The sequence below is a fragment of the Pseudoxanthomonas mexicana genome (assembly GCF_046736355.1).
Lineage (GTDB): Bacteria > Pseudomonadota > Gammaproteobacteria > Xanthomonadales > Xanthomonadaceae > Pseudoxanthomonas_A > Pseudoxanthomonas_A mexicana_B.
Window position 1 is genome coordinate 3,170,816 of sequence record NZ_CP157201.1, and the last position, 15,696, is coordinate 3,186,511.

Consider the following 15,696-nt stretch of genomic DNA (forward strand, 5'->3'; position numbering starts at 1 on the left):
GAGTCTTGCCGCGCCCTGAATCCGCCGCGCAGGCGATGGATCGCCGCCTTGCCCATTCTCCATTCTCCATTCCCCATTCCCGGCGGCCATGGACAACGCGCTGACGCTGACCACCGACATGAAGCTCGTCCTCGGGCTGGTCGGCTTCACGATGGCGATGTTCCTGTTCGAGCGCATCCGCGCCGACCTGGTCGCGCTGGTGGTGCTGGTGGTGCTGGGCATCACCGGGCTGATCGCGCCGGAGGAGATCTTCGGCGGCTTCTCCGGCAACGCGGTGATGAGCATCATCGCCACCATGATCCTCGGCGCCGGGCTGGACCGCACCGGTGCGCTGAACCGGCTGGCCTCGTGGCTGCTGCGCCGCGGCCACGGCATCGAGCAGCGCCTGCTGCTGATGACCACCGCCATCGCCGGCCTCAACTCGTCGATCATGCAGAACCCGTCGGTGATGGCGCTGTACCTGCCGGTGGCCTCGCGGCTGGCCGCGCGCAGCGGCCTGTCGCTGCAGCGGCTGCTGCTGCCGATCGCGGCGGCCATCGTGATGGGCGGCGCGCTGACGATGGTCGGCAACTCGCCGCTGATCCTGCTCAACGACCTGCTGATCTCGGCCAACAACAACCTGCCCTCGGGCCTGGCCACGCTGGAGCCGCTGCGGATGTTCGCGCCGCTGCCGATCGGCGTGGTGCTGCTGGCCGCCTCGCTGCTGTACTTCCGCTACTACGGCGACCGCAAGCTCAGGCAGGAGACCGAGCAGGACGACGGCGTGGTCACCCCGGCGCGCACCGAGAGCTACTTCGCCCACACCTACGGCATCGAGGGCGACGTGTTCGAGCTGGTCGTCACCGCCGAAAGCCCGCTGGTCGGCATGTCGCTGGGCGAGGCCGAGGCGATGCACGACGCGCCGCTGATGCTGGCGCTGCAGACCGGCAACGACACCCGGCTGGCGCCGCCGGCGGACATGCGCATCTGGGTCGGCAGCGTGCTCGGCGTGATGGGCGCGCGGCAGGCGGTGGCCGACTTCGCGCAGAACCACTTCCTGCGCATGTCCTCGCGGCTGCGCCACTTCGGCGACCTGTTCAACCCCAGCCGCGCCGGCATCTCCGAGGCGGTGATCCCGCCGACCTCGCGCTTCATCGGCAAGACCGCGCGCGAGCTGCGCCTGCGCAAGCAGAACGGCATCAGCCTGCTGGCGATCAACCGCGACAAGAAGGTCATCCGCGAGGACGTGCGCACCGTGCAGCTGCGCGCCGGCGACATGCTGGTGTTCCACAGCATCTGGCAGGACCTGCACCAGGCCGCCGGCAGCCGCGACTTCGTCGTCGTCACCGACTACCCCAAGGGCGAGCAGCGGCCGCACAAGCTCAAGATCGCGATGGCCATCTTCGCCATCACCATCCTGATCGCGCTGACTTCCAGGCTGCCGGTGTCGCTGACGCTGATGACCGGCGTGGCCGGCATGCTGCTGACCGGCGTGCTGCGCATGGACGAGGCCTACGCCTCGATCAACTGGAAGACCGTGTTCCTGATGGCCGGGCTGATCCCGCTGGGCTGGGCGATGGACAGCAGCGGCGCGGCGGCGTGGGTCGCCGGCCACACCGTCGACCGCCTGCCCGAAGGCATGCCGGTGTGGGTGCTGGAGATCGCGGTGGCGCTGCTGACCACCGCGTTCTCGCTGGTGATCAGCCACGTCGGCGCGACCATCGTGATGGTGCCGATGGCGATCAACCTGGCGCTGGCCGCCGGCGGCAACCCGACCGCGTTCGCGCTGATCGTCGCGCTGTCGGCCTCCAACAACCTGATGAGCGCCTCCAACCCGATCATCTCGATGATCACCGGCCCGGCCAACTACACCTCGCGCCAGCTCTGGCGCGTCGGCGGCCCGCTGTCGCTGATCTATACGCTGGTGGTGGTGGTGATGGTCAACCTGATGTTCTGGTGGGGCGGGCGGGCCGGTTGAGGCGGCAAGCGCTCAGGCCAGCAGCACCTCGCCATCGACCACGGCCACCGGCACCGCGCGCAGGTTGTCGCCGCGGCACGGCCCGGCCACGCACTGGCCGTGGATCACCTCGAAGCTGGCGCCGTGCGCGGCGCAGACCAGATGGCCCTCGCGGCTCTTGAGGAACTGCCCCGGCGCCCAGTCCAGCCGGCGGCCGGCGTGCGGGCAGACGTTGAGCCAGGCGCGCACCGTGTCGCCGTCGCGGTAGAGGATCAGCGATTCGGCGTCACCGTCGAGACTGGCCTCGACTTCGGCGAAACCGCCGTCCTGCAAGGCATCGAGGCGAATCAGCGACATGGCTTAACGAAGTCCTCACACAGTCACATTTGTGTCATCCGATACTGCCCGCATCGGCTCCTGCCACATTCTGACACGACGCCCTCGCCATGATGTCCGCCCGCAGTTTCCACTTCAGCGGTTTCCGCGCCGCCTTCGCCCCGCGCAAGCCGCGCCATCCGCTGCTGCGCCTGGCCCTGGGCCTGCTGGGCCTGGTGCTGCTGGGCGTGCTGGTGTTCTTCAGCCTGTTCGTCGGCGCGGCGATGATCGCCGCCGGCCTGGTCTACAAGCTGGTCAGCCAGCGCCGCAAGCCGGTCGCGCGCGACGGCGCGGTCGAGGGCGAGTACCGCGTGGTGCGCAAGCCCGTGCTGCCGCTGTCGCGATAAACTCGCCGGCTCTTTCCCTCGCCGCCGGCCCGGCCGGCCGATGACATGACCGACATCATCGCTGCTCCCGCGCAGCCGCGCGTGCCCGTCCGCGGCGGCGGCACCTTCCCGGTGCGCCGCATCTTCTGCGTCGGCCGCAACTTCGCCGACCATGCCCGCGAGATGGGCGCCGCCGCGCCGGCCTCGCGCGCCGAGCGCGGCACGCCGGTGTTCTTCCACAAGCCGGCCGACGCCATCGTCACCGGCAACGCCGACGTGCCCTATCCGCCCGGCACGCAGGATCTGCACCACGAGGTCGAACTGGTCGCCGCGCTCGGCGCCGACGCGCCGCCGGGGCCGCTGGCGCGCGAACAGGCGCAGGCGCTGGTGATCGCCTACGGCGTCGGCCTGGACCTGACCCGCCGCGACCTGCAGGGCCAGGCCAAGGCCAAGGGCCTGCCGTGGGATACCGGCAAGGGCTTCGATCATTCCGCCCCGATCAGCGAGCTGGTGCCGGCCACGCAGGTACCGGCGCTGGAGGGACTGTCGCTGACGCTGGAGGTCAACGGCCAGGTGCGCCAGCACGGGCCGTTGCGGGATCTGATCTGGGACGTGCCGGACATCCTGCAGGAACTGTCGCTGCTGTACGCGCTGAAGGCCGGCGACCTGGTGTTCATGGGCACGCCCGCCGGCGTGGCCGCGCTGGTGCCGGGCGATCGCTTCGTCGCCCGCCTGGACGGGGTGATCGAACTGCACGGCGCCATCACCGGCTGAGCCCGGCTGCGCTAGTCTTTGCGGCGCGGCGATGCGCCGTGGCCAACCTGGAGATGGATGATGGGAATGATCAGCGAGTTCAAGGAATTCGCCATGCGCGGCAACGTGCTCGACCTGGCGGTCGGCGTGGTGATCGGCGCGGCGTTCGGCAAGATCGTCACCGCGCTGGTGGACAAGATCATCATGCCGCCGATCGGCTGGCTGATCGGCAACGTCGACTTCTCGCAACTGGCGTGGACGCTGGCGCCGGCGCGCGTGGAGGCGGACGGCACCGAGATTCCCGCGGTGGTGATCGGCTACGGCGAGTTCCTCAACACGGTCATCCAGTTCGTCATCGTCGCCTTCGCCATCTTCCTGCTGATCAAGGCGGTCAATCGCCTTGCCCGCAAGCAGCCGCCCGCACCGGAAGCACCGGCCGCGCCCAGCGAGGAAGTGCTGCTGCTGCGCGAGATCCGGGATTCGCTGCAGAAATAGGGGCTATCCGGATTCCGGTACGCGGTGCCGCGCAAGGCGCCCTCATCCGGCGCTTCGCGCCACCTTCTCCCGCAAGCGCGAGAAGGGAAGCGCAGGGCGCGTGCAGACGCGGGACGGAGGCGGTTCTTTTCGCGCGCATGCCGTGCATTCCTGCACTGGGGAAGCGGCGGCGCGGGCTGCTAAGCTCGGCGCTTCCGTCCTCGTGGAGCCGTCGCATGCGTCGTCTTTCCCTGCTGGTCCTGGCCCTGGCCGCGCACACCGCCTTCGCCGCGCCCGCGCCGACCCGCATCCCCGATGATGCGCTGCGCACCGCGGCCGTGCTGCGCGAGCAGGCGCTGGCCGACGACACCGGCTGGAAAGTGGTCGAGTCGCTGACCACCGAGATCGGCCCGCGCATTGCCGGCAGCGAGGCCGATGCGCGCGCGGTGGCCTGGGCGCAGGCCAAATTCAGGGAACTCGGATTCGACCGGGTATGGACCGAGCCGGTGTCGTTCCCCAAATGGGAGCGGCGCAGCGAGAAGGCCGAGGTGCTGGGCACGCATGCGCAGCCGCTGGCGATCACCGCGCTGGGCGGCAGCCCCGGCGGCACAGTCGAGGCCGAGGTGGTGCGCTTTGCCGACCTGGCCGCGTTGCAGGCCGCGCCGGCGGGATCGCTGGCCGGCAAGATCGCCTTCGTCGACTACCAGATGATCGCCGCGCGCGACGGACGCGGCTACGGCCCCGGCGGCGCGGTGCGCAGCCGCGGCCCGTCCGAGGCCATCCGCAAGGGCGCCATCGGTTTCGTGATGCGCTCGGCCGGCACCGATTCGCACCGCGTGCCGCACACCGGCATCACCCGCTATGACGAGGGCCTGACCCCGGTGCCGTCGGCGGCGTTGTCGGTGCCCGACGCCAACCAGCTCGCGCGGCTGGTCGCGCGCGGCCCGGTGCGCATCCGCCTGGCGCTCGATTGCGGCTGGGACGGCGAATACACCTCGCACAACGTGATCGGCGAGATCACCGGGCGCAGCCTGCCGAAAGAGGTGGTGGTGATCGGCGGACACCTGGATTCGTGGGACCTGGGCACCGGCGCGGTGGACGACGCCGCCGGCGTCGGCATCACGATGGCGGCCGGCCACCTGATCGGCAAACTGAAGCGGGCGCCGAAGCGCAGCATCCGCGTGGTCGCCTTCGCCAACGAGGAGCAGGGCCTGTACGGCGGCCGCGCCTACGCGGACAAATACGGCGACGACCTGAAGCTGCACCAGATCGCCGCCGAGAGCGATTTCGGCGCCGGCCGCATCTACGCCTTCAACACCGGCTCGCCGGCGCCGGAAGGCTCGCGCGAGGCGACCCGGCAGATCGCCGGGGCGCTGGCGCCGCTGGGCATCGAATACGCGCCCACCCAGGGCGGCCCCGGCCCGGACATCGGTCCGATCGCCGCCAAGGGCGGCGCCTGGGCCTGGCTGGCGCAGGACGGCAGCGACTACTTCGACCTGCACCACACCGCCGACGACACGCTGGACAAGATCGATCCGCAGGCGCTGGCGCAGAACGTGGCGGCCTATACGGTGTTCGCCTACCTGGCGGCGGAGGCCGAGGGGGATTTCGGCAGCAGGCCGAAGGAAGCGGGCGCCGGTAAGTGAAGGCTGTTTCTACCGCAGGAGTGACAGGTACAGCCTTTCGAGGCCCGGACCGGAACTCCAACTTGTGGGAGCGACGTGGGTCGCGACCGGAAAATCGATCCGTCGCGACTCACGTCGCTCCCACAGGTGGGTTTTCATGACGTTGTTGCCGCCACTGCGCCAGGAACACCGCCGTTGCTGCCGCCACGTTGAGGCTTTCGACCGCGCCGGTACCCGGGATGGAAAGACGCAAATCGCAGGCAGCCGCCAACTGCGCATCCATGCCCTCGCCTTCCGCGCCCATCACGTAGACCAGCCGTGCCGGCAGCGGCGTTGCGAACAGATCCGCGCCATCGCGCACGACGGTCGCGGCCAGCCGGAAGCCTGCGTCGCGCAGTTGCGCGATGGCTTCGCCGGCGTGTCCCATCCGCACGCGCGGCACGCTTTCCGCGCCGCCTTCGGCGACCCGCGCGGCCGCGCCTGACAGCGCCAGCGTCGAGCCTTGTGGTTGCAGGATGGCGGCCGCGCCGAAGTGCGCGGCCGAGCGCAGGATGGCGCCGAAGTTGTGCGGATTGCCGACGCCGTCGAGCCAGATGCCCAGCGCGGGACCGTCAGGCAACGCGCGCAGCCAGTCCGCCAGCGACAGCGGCGCTTCCTTCAGCACGTCGGCCACCACGCCCTCGTGGTGGGCGCTGGCGGCCAGCTTGCCCAGATCCGCCTCGGGTACGACCCGGTAGCCGACCCGGCGGCTGACGCACCAGGCCAGCAGCGGTTGCAGTTGCGGGATGCGCGCCTCGGCCAGGTACAGCTTGCGGATGGCCTCCGGCCGGCGCGCGAACACCGCCTGCACGGCGTTGAAGCCGTACAGGCGCACCTCTTCGCCGGCGCCGGCGCGGGTAATCTCGGGCGCGCGCGGCCGCGGTGCGGGACGCGCGTCGCCCGTGCCGCGCCGGTGCGCGGCCCAGGGATCGCCGCCCGCTCCGCGATCGCGACGCTGGCCCACCTCAGCGCCCCTTGCGCCAGAAGTCGGCGTTGCGGATGCCCAGCGCGTCCGGATCGAAGGTCGGATCCAGGCCCAGCTTCTTCTGCCGCTCGTAGTCGCGCAGCGCGATCAGCGCCGGCCTTTGCAGGATCAGGATCGCGATGATGTTGAGCCAAGCCATCAGGCCCACGCCGATGTCGCCCAGCGTCCATGCCATCTCGGCATTGTGGTAGGCGCCGAACACGACCATGCCGACGATGCCCAGCCGCAGCAGCAGGGTCGCCAGCGGGTGGGTGCGGCGAATGCCGGCGACATAGGTCATGTTGGTTTCGGCCATGTAGTAGTACGCCATGATCGTGGTGAAGGCGAAGAAGAACAGCGCCAGCGCCACGAAGCCCGCACCCCAGCCGGGCAGCACCGATTCCACCGCCGCCTGGGTGAACTGCGCGCCCTCGGAGGGCTGCAGGCCCGGCACGCCGGTGAATACCGGCACCAGCGCGTCCCTGCCGGACTCCTTGACCACCTGGAAGGTGTTGTACATGCCGGTGGACAGCAGCAGGAACGCGGTCGAGGTGCACACCAGCATGGTGTCGAAATAGATGGCGAAGGCCTGCACGTAGCCCTGCTTGGCCGGGTGCGAGACCTCGGCGGCGGCGGCGGCGTGCGGCCCGGTGCCCTGTCCCGCCTCGTTGGCGTAGATGCCGCGCTTGACGCCCCAGGCGATCGCCTGGCCGATGATCGCGCCGAACGCCGCATGCGCGCCGAACGCGCTGGAGAAGATGTCGGCGAACATCCCCGGCACCTTGTCGGCATTGAGGATCATCACCAGCACCGCCATCAGGATGAACGCCAGCGCCATGAACGGAACCACGATCTCGGCGAACGTGGCGATGCGCTTGATGCCGCCGAAGATGATCGTGGCCAGCAGCGCCGCGACCCCCAGCCCGATCCACAGCTTCATCGCCCCCATGCCACCCACCGCGGCGCAGCCAGTCCCGCCGCCGCACAGCACGTTGCTCGCGCTGTCGGCAATGGCATTGGCCTGCACGCCCGGCAGCAGCAGCCCGGTGGCGACGATGGTGGCGATGGCGAACACCATCGCGTACCACTTCAGGCCCATCGCCTTCTCGATGTAGTAGGCCGGACCGCCGCGGTAGCGGCCCTCGGCATCCTTTTCCTTGTAGATCTGCGCCAGCGTGCTCTCGATGTACGAGGTCGAGGCGCCGAGGAAGCCCATCACCCACATCCAGAACACCGCGCCCGGGCCACCGTAGGCGATGGCGGTGGCGACGCCGGCGATGTTGCCGATGCCCATGCGCCCGGCCATCGAGATCGCCAGGGCCTGGAACGAGGACACGCCGGCATCGGACTTCTGCCCGGTCACCGTCAGCCTGCACATTTCGGCGAAACCGCGCACCTGCATGACGCGGGTACGGAAGGTGAACCACAGGCCGGCGCCCAGGCACAGGGCGATCAGCGCATTGCTCCAGATGATGCTGTTCAACCAAGCGAAAAATGCTTCCACGGGACAACGTCTCCGGCCAGGGTCAGGGAAAGGGAATCACGGGCGGCTGCCCGCACGGGATCGGCACAAGATAACCGCAATGCGCGCCGCCGCGCACCGGGCGGCCGCGTGCCGACATCCGCAGGATGCCCGGCCGGCGATGCAAGCCGGCATCCGGCGCCGTATCCGGGGGGCGACGCACGACATGGCTCTTTCCCGCTTGCGGGAAAGCGCATTGATACGAGCAAGAGCAGCGGAGCAAGCTCCGCTCTACATGCGGCCGTCGTGGAGCGGAACTTGCTCCGAGGCTTTCGCCGGCGCGGCTTCCTCAGCCATGCCCGCTGACCGGCGGGGTGTCCTGCTCCAGTTTTTCCAGGTCACGCGCCACCGCCTCCGGCGAACGCGTGAACGGCGCCAGCAGCGCGTAGAACGCCGGCACCACGAACAATGTCAGCAGGGTCGAGAACATCACCCCGGCGATGACCACCACGCCGATCGTCGCGCGGCTGGCCGAACCCGGCCCGCCGGCCGCCACCAGCGGCACCGCGCCCATCACCGTGGCCGCGGCGGTCATCAGGATCGGGCGCAGGCGCACCGCCGAGGACTCGGCGATCGCCTCGGCGACGCTGCGGCCCTCGTCGCGCAGCTGGTTGGCGAACTCGACGATGAGGATGCCGTTCTTGGCCGCCAGGCCGACCAGCATGACGATGCCGATCTGGCTGAACAGGTTGAGCGTGCCGCCGGTCAGCCACAGGCCGATCAGCGCGCCCAGCACCGCCAGCGGCACGGTCAGCATGATCACGAACGGATGGATGAAGCTCTCGAACTGCGCCGCCAGCACCAGGTAGACGATCAGCAGCGCCAGCGCGAAGGTCAGCAGGATCGCGCCGCCGGCCTCCTGGTACTCGCGCGTCTCGCCCTTCCAGTCGATCTGCGCGTAGTCCGGCAGTTCCTCGGCCACCGCCTGCTGCGTCCACGCGATCGCCTCGCCCATCGTGTAGCCGGGCGCCAGCCCGCCGCTGATGGTGATAGCGCGCAGGCGGTTGAAGCGGTTGAAGCTGCCGGGTTCGGCGATCTCGCTCAGCGTCACCAGGTTGGACAGCGGCACCAGCGCGCCGCCGCCGCCGCGCACGTAGGTGTTCTCCAGGTCGGCCGGCGAGGCGCGCTTGTCGCGGTCGGCCTGCACCATCACCTCGTATTCCTCGCCGTTGTCGACGAAGGTAGTGACCCGGCGCGAGCCCATCATCGTCTCCAGCGTGCGGCCGATCTCCTGCACCGACACGCCGAGGTCGGCGGCGCGCTGGCGGTCGATCTCCACGCGCATCTGCGGGCGGGTCTCCTTGTAGTCCGAGTCGATGTCGACCAGCCCGGGGTTCTGCGCCATGCGCGCCAGCATGCGGTCGCGCCACTGCGCGATCTCGGCGTAGTCCGGCCCGCCCAGCACCAGCTGGTAGCGCTGGCCGCGGCCGCCGATCAGGCCGCCGGGCACGTTGGCGCGCGCCTGCACGCCCGGCAGCTGCGCGAACTTGGAACGCAGCTCGCCGACCACTTCCTCGGTGGCCATGTCGCGCTTGTCCCAGTCCTGCAGGAACACGATGACCTGCGCGGTGTGCATCTCCTCGCCGCCGCCCCAGCCGCGCGGCGCGCGCGAGTTGGCGCGCTGGATCGGCTTGTCGTCGCCGATGTATTCGGCCAGCACGCCCTCGACCTGCTGCAGCTGCCGCACGGTGTAGTCGAAGCCGGCGCCTTCCGGGCCATCGACCATCACGAAGAAGCGGCCGCGGTCCTCGGCTGGCGCCAGCTCGCTCGGCACCTTCCACATCAGCAGCGCGATCAGCGCCACGCACGCGCCCATCACCGCCAGCATCATCCACAGGATGCGCCGGCCCGGCAGCGCGACCAGCCGGCCGATGCGGCGGCCGTAGCCGCTGCTGACGCGGCCGAGCTGGCGGTTGACCCAGGCGTTGAAGCCGGTGGCCTTGCCGTGCGGGCGGACCAGCTTGGAGCACATCATCGGCGTCAGCGTCAGCGCGACGAACGCCGACAGCGCCACCGCGCCGGCCAGCGCCACCGACAGCTCGCGGAACAGCCGCCCGGTGTTGCCCTCCATGAAGCCGACCGGCAGGAACACCGCCACCAGCACCGCGGTGGTGGCGATCACCGCGAACGCCACCTGCGCGGTGCCGCGGCGCGCCGCGACCAGCGCCGGTTCGCCCAGGTCGGCGCGGCGCTGCACGTTCTCCAGCACCACGATGGCGTCGTCCACCACCAGGCCGATGCACAGCACCAGCGCCAGCAGGGTCAGCAGGTTGATCGAATAGCCGAACACGTACAGCGCGATGAACGCGGCGACCAGGCACACCGGCACCGTCACCGCCGGGATCAGCGCCGCGCGCAGGCTGCCCAGGAACAGCCAGATCACGCCGATCACCAGCACGATGGCCTCGCCCAGCGTCCAGTACACGCGCTTGATCGAGGCGTCGATGAACACCGTGCCGTCGTAGGCGACGAAGATGTCGGTGCCTTCCGGCAGGGTCTGCTGGATCTTCTCGGCCTCGGCGCGCGCGGCGCGGGCCACGTCCAGCGCGTTGGCGGTGGAGGTGCGCACGATGCCCAGGCCGACGTTGGGCACGAAGTTGCTGCGCAGGTAGGAGCGGCGCTCCTCCGGCCCCAGTTCCACCTGCGCCACGTCGCCCAGCCGCACCACGTAGCCGTCGGCGCCCTTGCGCAGCGGGATCTGCGCGAACTGCGCCGGCTCGCGGTAGCCGCGCTCCACCCGCAGGGTGAAGTCGCGCGTGGCCGATTCGATGCGCCCGGCCGGCAGCTCGACGTTCTCGCGCCGCAGCGCGCCCTCGACGTCGCTGGCGGTGATGCCGCGCGCGGCCATCGCGTCGCGGTCCAGCCAGATCCGCATCGCGTAGCGCTGGCCGCCGCCGAGCTGCACGCGCGCCACGCCGTCCATCGCCGACAGCCGATCGACGATGTAGCGATCGGCGTAGTCGGTCAGCTCCATCGTGTCCATCACGGTGGAACGCATGTTGAGCCAGACGATCACGTCGGCGTCGGCCTCGACCTTGGCCACTTCCGGCGGATCGGCCTCGTCGGGCATGCGGTCCATCACCCGGCTGACCGCGTCGCGCACGTCGTTGGCGGCGGCCTCGATGTCGCGGGTCAGGCGGAACTCGATGGTGATGTCGGAGCGGCCGTTGCGGCTCTGCGACTGGATGGTGTTGATGCCCTCGATGCCGGCCAGCGCGTCCTCGAGGATCTGCGTCACGCGCGTTTCGGCCACCGCCGCCGACGCGCCGGGATAGCTGACCTGCACCGACACGATCGGCGGGTCGATGTTGGGCAGCTCGCGCAGGGTCAGCCGCATGAACGACATGATGCCCAGCACGATCAGCAGCAGGCTGATCACCACCGCCAGCACCGGCCGCTTGATCGAGATGTCGGACAGCTTCATTCGGTCAGTCCTTCGCGGGCGCCGGCGCGTCGGCCTTCGGCGGCGCGCCGTTGGCCGGCGGCGACGGCCTGGCCTCGGCCACCTTCATGCCCGGGCGCAGCTTGCCGGTGCCGTCGACGACGATGCGATCGCCGGCGGCCAGGCCCTCGACGATCTCGACCTTGCCGTCGCGGCGCACGCCGGTGCTCACCGGCGCCTGGGCGACGCCGTCGTCTTCGCCCACCCGCCAGACGAACGAGTCGCGGCCGACCTGCACCACCGCGATCTCCGGGATCACCAGCGCCTGCCGCTCGGGGCGGTGCAGGCGCACGTCCAGCAGCATGCCCGGGCGCAGTCGCAGCTCCGGGTTGGGGAACTCCGCGCGCACGGTGACCGCGCGGGTATCGGGATCGATGCGCGCATCGATGGTCTGCACCTTGCCCTCGAAACTGTGCCCCGGCCAGGCCGCGCTGGTCGCGCTGACCGCATGGCCGATGCCGACCGAGGCCAGTGCCGCCTCCGGCACCTGGAAATCGACGTACATGCGCGAGACGTCGTCGAGGGTGGCGATCACCGTGGACGGGGTGATCAACGCGCCGGGGCTGACCTGGCGGATGCCGAGCAGGCCGGCGAACGGCGCGCGCACGCTGCGGTCGCCGATGTCCGAGCGCATCTGCGCCACCCGCGCGGCGGCGGCGTCGCGCAGCGCGCGCTGGGTGTCCAGCGCCGAGCGCGCGATCAGTTGCTGCGCGGCCAGTTCGTTCTGCCGGCGGTAGAGCTGGTCGGCCTCGACGAAGGCCGCCTGCGCCTGCGCCAGCGCCGCCTGCTGGGCATCGCCGCGCAGGGTCACCAGCTTCTGCCCGGCGGCGACCTGCTGGCCGCTTTCGAAATGCACCTGATCGACGATCTCGCTGACCTTGGCGGTCAGGGTGACCGACTCGCGCGCGCGCGCCGTGCCCAGGCCCTGCAGGGTGTCGCTCCAGGCCGTCGGCCCGACCACCTGGGTGATGACCGGAACCGCCGCCGGCCCGGACGCCGCCCTGGGAGGCTCCTTGCCGCCACAGGCGGCAAGCGCAAGGGCGGCCACCACGGCGACGGCCGCGCGGATTCCGGTTCGGCTGGACATGCAGGATCCCGTGTTCTCGTTGCCCGGCAGTTTACCGGTCGGTGGTGAACGCAGGTGATGCCTTTGCGGTTGACCGGGGCATGACCAATGACCCTTGCCGACCGCTCATCGGCGCGTCGGGTTCACTCCAGTCCCAGCGCCGCCAGCACCTTCAGCGCCAGTGCCTCGGGCGCATCGCCGCCGGCGTCCAGGCGCAGTTCCGGATGCTCGGGAACCTCGTAGGCCGAGTCGATGCCGGTGAAGTTGGGAATCAGCCCGGCGCGCGCCTTGCGGTACAGGCCCTTGACGTCGCGCGCCTCGGCCACTTCCAGCGGCACGTCGACGTGGATCTCGAGGAACTCGCCCGGCTCGAAGCGCTCGCGCGCCATCCGCCGCTCGGCGCGGAACGGCGAGATGAAGCTGACCAGCACGATCAGGCCGGCGTCGGCCATCAGCCGCGCCACCTCGGCGACGCGGCGGATGTTCTCGACGCGGTCCTCGTCGGTGAAGCCGAGATCGCGGTTGAGCCCGTGGCGCACGTTGTCGCCGTCGAGGATGAAGGTGTGGTAGCCGAGCGCGTGCAGGCGCTTGTCGACCAGGTTGGCGATGGTGGACTTGCCGGCGCCGGACAGGCCGGTGAACCACAGCACCTTCGGCACCTGCCCCTTGATGCGCGCGCGCGCGGCCTTGTCCACGTCCAGGTGCTGCCAGTGCACGTTGCCGGCGCGGCGCAGGGCGAAGTCGAGCGTGCCGGCGGCCACCGTCGCGTTGCTCTGGCGATCGATCAGGATGAAGCCGCCGAGCGCGCGGTTCTCCGCGTACGGCGCGAACGCCACCGGCTCGTCCAGCGACAGGTTGCAGTAGCCGACCTCGTTGAGCTGCAGGCGCTTGGCGGCCAGCGCCTCCTGCGTGTTGACGTCGATGCGGTGCTTGATCTCGGTGACGCTGGCGCTGACCGTGCGCGTGCCGATCTTGAGCCAGTACGGGCGGCCGGGCAGCAGCGCGGCATCGTCCATCCACAGCACATGCGCGGCGAACTGGTCGGCCACCTGCGGCGGGTCGCCGGCGGCGGCGATGACGTCGCCGCGGCTGATGTCGATCTCGTCGGCCAGGGTCAGCGTGACCGCCTGCCCGGCGCGGGCGACCGACGCCTCGCCGCTGGCGTCGAGCACGCGCGCCACGGTCGAGCGCCGGCCCGAGGGCAGCACGACGATCGGATCGCCCGGCCTGACCTCGCCGGCGGCAAGGGTGCCGGCGAAGCCGCGGAAGTTCTGGTGCGGCCGGTTGACCCACTGCACCGGCAGGCGCAGGCCAGTGGCCGCGTCGAACGGATCGACCGGCACCGTCTCCAAGTGCTCCAGCAGCGCCGGGCCGTCGTACCAGGGCGTGTTCGGCGAGCGCGTGGCCAGGTTGTCGCCTTCCAGCGCCGACAGCGGGATGCACTGCACCTGCGCGATGCCCAGCTGCGCGGCCAGCGCGCGGTAGCCGTCGGCGATTTCGTCGAACACCGCCTGCTCGTAGCCGACCAGATCCATCTTGTTGACCGCCAGCACCACCTTCGGGATGCCCAGCAGCGAGACGATGTAGCTGTGCCGGCGGGTCTGGGTCAGCAGGCCCTTGCGCGCATCGACCAGCACCACCGCCAGGTCGGCGGTGGACGCGCCGGTGGCCATGTTGCGGGTGTACTGCTCGTGGCCGGGGCAGTCGGCGACGATGAACTTGCGCTTGTCGGTGTCGAAGTAGCGGTAGGCCACGTCGATGGTGATGCCCTGTTCGCGCTCGGCGGCCAGCCCGTCCAGCAGCAGCGCGTAGTCGATGCGCTCGCCCTGGGTGCCGTGGCGGCGGCTGTCCTTTTCCAGCGCCGCCAGCTGGTCGTCGAACAATCGCTTGCTGTCGTGCAGCAGCCGCCCGATCAGCGTGCTCTTGCCATCGTCGACGCTGCCGCAGGTGATGAAGCGCAGGAGCGGCTTGGTTTCGTGTTTTGCGAGGTAGGCGGCGATTTCGGTGCCGCCGGGAATGGGGAATGGGGAATGGGGAATGGCAGAAGCGCCAGCCCGCTCTACTCCATCCGGGTGCGATACACCCGCTCTTTCCATTCCCGATTCCCCATTCCCGATTCCCGGCTTCATCAGAAATACCCCTCCAACTTCTTCTTCTCCATCGAAGCGCCCGGGTCGTGATCGATGACGCGTCCCTGCCGCTCGGAACTGGTGGTCACCAGCATCTCGGCGATGATCTTCTCCAGCGTGTCGGCTTCCGATTCGATCGCGCCGGTCAGCGGGTAGCAGCCGAGGGTGCGGAAGCGCACCTTGCGCAGTTGCGGGGTTTCGCCCTCGCGCAGCGGCAGGCGCTCGTCGTCGACCAGGATCAGGGCGCCGTCGCGCTCGACCACCGGCCGCTCGGCGGCGAAGTACAGCGGCACCACCGGGATGTTCTCGCGGTAGATGTACAGCCACACGTCCAGCTCGGTCCAGTTGGACAGCGGGAAGGCGCGCACGCTCTCGCCGGTGCGGATGCGCGCGTTGTAGAGGTTCCACAGCTCGGGGCGCTGGTTCTTCGGATCCCAGCGGTGGCGCTCGTTGCGGAACGAGAACACCCGTTCCTTGGCGCGCGACTTCTCCTCGTCGCGGCGCGCCCCGCCGATGGCGGCGTCGAACTTCCACTGCTCCAGTGCCTGCTTCAGGCCCTGGGTCTTCATCACGTCGGTGTGGACGGTGGCGCCATGGCTGATCGGGCCGATGTCCTGGACGATGCCGTCCGGGTTGACGTGGATGCGCAGGTCCACCCCGGTCTCGGCGGCGCGGCGGTCGCGGAAGGCGATCATCTCGCGGAACTTCCAGCGCGTGTCCACGTGCAGCAGCGGGATCGGCGGGACCGCCGGGGCGAACGCCTTGAGCAGCAGGTGCAGCAGCACCGAGCTGTCCTTGCCGACCGAGTACAGCAGCACCGGGTTGCGGAACTCGGCGGCGACTTCGCGCAGGATGTGGATGCTCTCGGCCTCCAAGCGGTCGAGGTGGGACAGGTCGGCGGTCATCAACGGGCAGGCACGGCAAAAAGGGAAGATTAGCAGCCGTGCGCGATGGATCCGGCGACGGACGGGGCGCGCAGTATTCCCCTTCGCCTGCACTCCTCTGAAATAAGCACGGGCGATAAGCCCATAACCAATCGTCTTTT

The 15,696-nt window shown here is 70.0% G+C and carries 12 protein-coding genes; 5 read left to right on the plus strand and 7 right to left on the minus strand.

The genetic code is table 11. From position 1 onward, the window contains the following. Window positions 1–88: 88 nt before the first annotated feature. Entirely contained in the window at window positions 89–1,957 is a 1,869-nt protein-coding gene (locus AAG688_RS14675; RefSeq protein ID WP_411832931.1) for an SLC13 family permease, read from the plus strand. A 12-nt stretch (window positions 1,958–1,969) separates the two neighbouring features. Here the strand turns inward: AAG688_RS14675 and AAG688_RS14680 are convergent, their stop codons facing one another. Next, window positions 1,970–2,293, minus strand: a complete 324-nt coding sequence (locus tag AAG688_RS14680) for a Rieske (2Fe-2S) protein (RefSeq protein ID WP_411832932.1) — start codon at window positions 2,291–2,293, stop codon at window positions 1,970–1,972. A gap of 92 nt (window positions 2,294–2,385) precedes the next feature. Between AAG688_RS14680 and AAG688_RS14685 the strand changes: the two genes are divergently transcribed. The 4 genes from AAG688_RS14685 (at window position 2,386) to AAG688_RS14700 (ending at window position 5,510) form a co-directional block, all read left to right on the plus strand. Continuing rightward, window positions 2,386–2,658 (plus strand): hypothetical protein, encoded by a 273-nt coding sequence (locus AAG688_RS14685; RefSeq protein WP_411832933.1) that lies wholly within the window; start codon window positions 2,386–2,388, stop codon window positions 2,656–2,658. A 45-nt stretch (window positions 2,659–2,703) separates the two neighbouring features. Continuing rightward, window positions 2,704–3,411: a fumarylacetoacetate hydrolase family protein gene (locus AAG688_RS14690; protein WP_411832934.1), complete on the plus strand. Its 708-nt coding sequence runs from the start codon at window positions 2,704–2,706 to the stop codon at window positions 3,409–3,411. A gap of 60 nt (window positions 3,412–3,471) precedes the next feature. After that, window positions 3,472–3,885 (plus strand): large-conductance mechanosensitive channel protein MscL, encoded by a 414-nt coding sequence (gene mscL / locus AAG688_RS14695; protein WP_411835027.1) that lies wholly within the window; start codon window positions 3,472–3,474, stop codon window positions 3,883–3,885. A 215-nt stretch (window positions 3,886–4,100) separates the two neighbouring features. After that, the gene (locus AAG688_RS14700) at window positions 4,101–5,510 is read left to right on the plus strand and encodes a M28 family peptidase (protein ID WP_411832935.1); all 1,410 of its coding nucleotides are present in this window, start codon (window positions 4,101–4,103) and stop codon (window positions 5,508–5,510) included. A 109-nt stretch (window positions 5,511–5,619) separates the two neighbouring features. On the opposite strand, the gene AAG688_RS14705 is transcribed toward AAG688_RS14700, so the two are convergent. The 6 genes from AAG688_RS14705 to cysD form a co-directional block, all read right to left on the minus strand. Further along, window positions 5,620–6,492, minus strand: coding sequence for a TrmH family RNA methyltransferase (locus tag AAG688_RS14705; protein ID WP_411832936.1), 873 nt, complete (start codon window positions 6,490–6,492; stop codon window positions 5,620–5,622). 1 nt (window position 6,493) lies between these two features. Next, complete coding sequence (locus AAG688_RS14710) at window positions 6,494–7,996, minus strand: alanine/glycine:cation symporter family protein (RefSeq protein WP_411832937.1); 1,503 nt, start codon at window positions 7,994–7,996, stop codon at window positions 6,494–6,496. A gap of 307 nt (window positions 7,997–8,303) precedes the next feature. Further along, the gene (locus AAG688_RS14715) at window positions 8,304–11,438 is read right to left on the minus strand and encodes an efflux RND transporter permease subunit (protein WP_411832938.1); all 3,135 of its coding nucleotides are present in this window, start codon (window positions 11,436–11,438) and stop codon (window positions 8,304–8,306) included. A gap of 4 nt (window positions 11,439–11,442) precedes the next feature. Further along, window positions 11,443–12,543 (minus strand): efflux RND transporter periplasmic adaptor subunit, encoded by a 1,101-nt coding sequence (locus AAG688_RS14720; RefSeq protein ID WP_411832939.1) that lies wholly within the window; start codon window positions 12,541–12,543, stop codon window positions 11,443–11,445. A gap of 122 nt (window positions 12,544–12,665) precedes the next feature. Further along, window positions 12,666–14,618, minus strand: a complete 1,953-nt coding sequence (gene cysN, locus AAG688_RS14725; protein ID WP_411832940.1) for a sulfate adenylyltransferase subunit CysN — start codon at window positions 14,616–14,618, stop codon at window positions 12,666–12,668. A gap of 32 nt (window positions 14,619–14,650) precedes the next feature. After that, window positions 14,651–15,556, minus strand: a complete 906-nt coding sequence (cysD, locus tag AAG688_RS14730; protein WP_411832941.1) for a sulfate adenylyltransferase subunit CysD — start codon at window positions 15,554–15,556, stop codon at window positions 14,651–14,653. Window positions 15,557–15,696: the final 140 nt, after the last annotated feature.

Coding starts and splice junctions, on each gene's coding strand:
- AAG688_RS14690 (WP_411832934.1), top strand. CDS start 2,704: ATGACCGACATCATCGCTGCTCCCGCGCAGCCGCGCGTGCCCGTCCGC.
- AAG688_RS14685 (WP_411832933.1), top strand. CDS start 2,386: ATGTCCGCCCGCAGTTTCCACTTCAGCGGTTTCCGCGCCGCCTTCGCC.
- cysD (WP_411832941.1), bottom strand. CDS start 15,556: ATGACCGCCGACCTGTCCCACCTCGACCGCTTGGAGGCCGAGAGCATC.
- AAG688_RS14680 (WP_411832932.1), bottom strand. CDS start 2,293: ATGTCGCTGATTCGCCTCGATGCCTTGCAGGACGGCGGTTTCGCCGAA.
- AAG688_RS14715 (WP_411832938.1), bottom strand. CDS start 11,438: ATGAAGCTGTCCGACATCTCGATCAAGCGGCCGGTGCTGGCGGTGGTG.
- mscL (WP_411835027.1), top strand. CDS start 3,472: ATGGGAATGATCAGCGAGTTCAAGGAATTCGCCATGCGCGGCAACGTG.
- cysN (WP_411832940.1), bottom strand. CDS start 14,618: ATGGAAAGAGCGGGTGTATCGCACCCGGATGGAGTAGAGCGGGCTGGC.
- AAG688_RS14720 (WP_411832939.1), bottom strand. CDS start 12,543: ATGTCCAGCCGAACCGGAATCCGCGCGGCCGTCGCCGTGGTGGCCGCC.
- AAG688_RS14700 (WP_411832935.1), top strand. CDS start 4,101: ATGCGTCGTCTTTCCCTGCTGGTCCTGGCCCTGGCCGCGCACACCGCC.
- AAG688_RS14675 (WP_411832931.1), top strand. CDS start 89: ATGGACAACGCGCTGACGCTGACCACCGACATGAAGCTCGTCCTCGGG.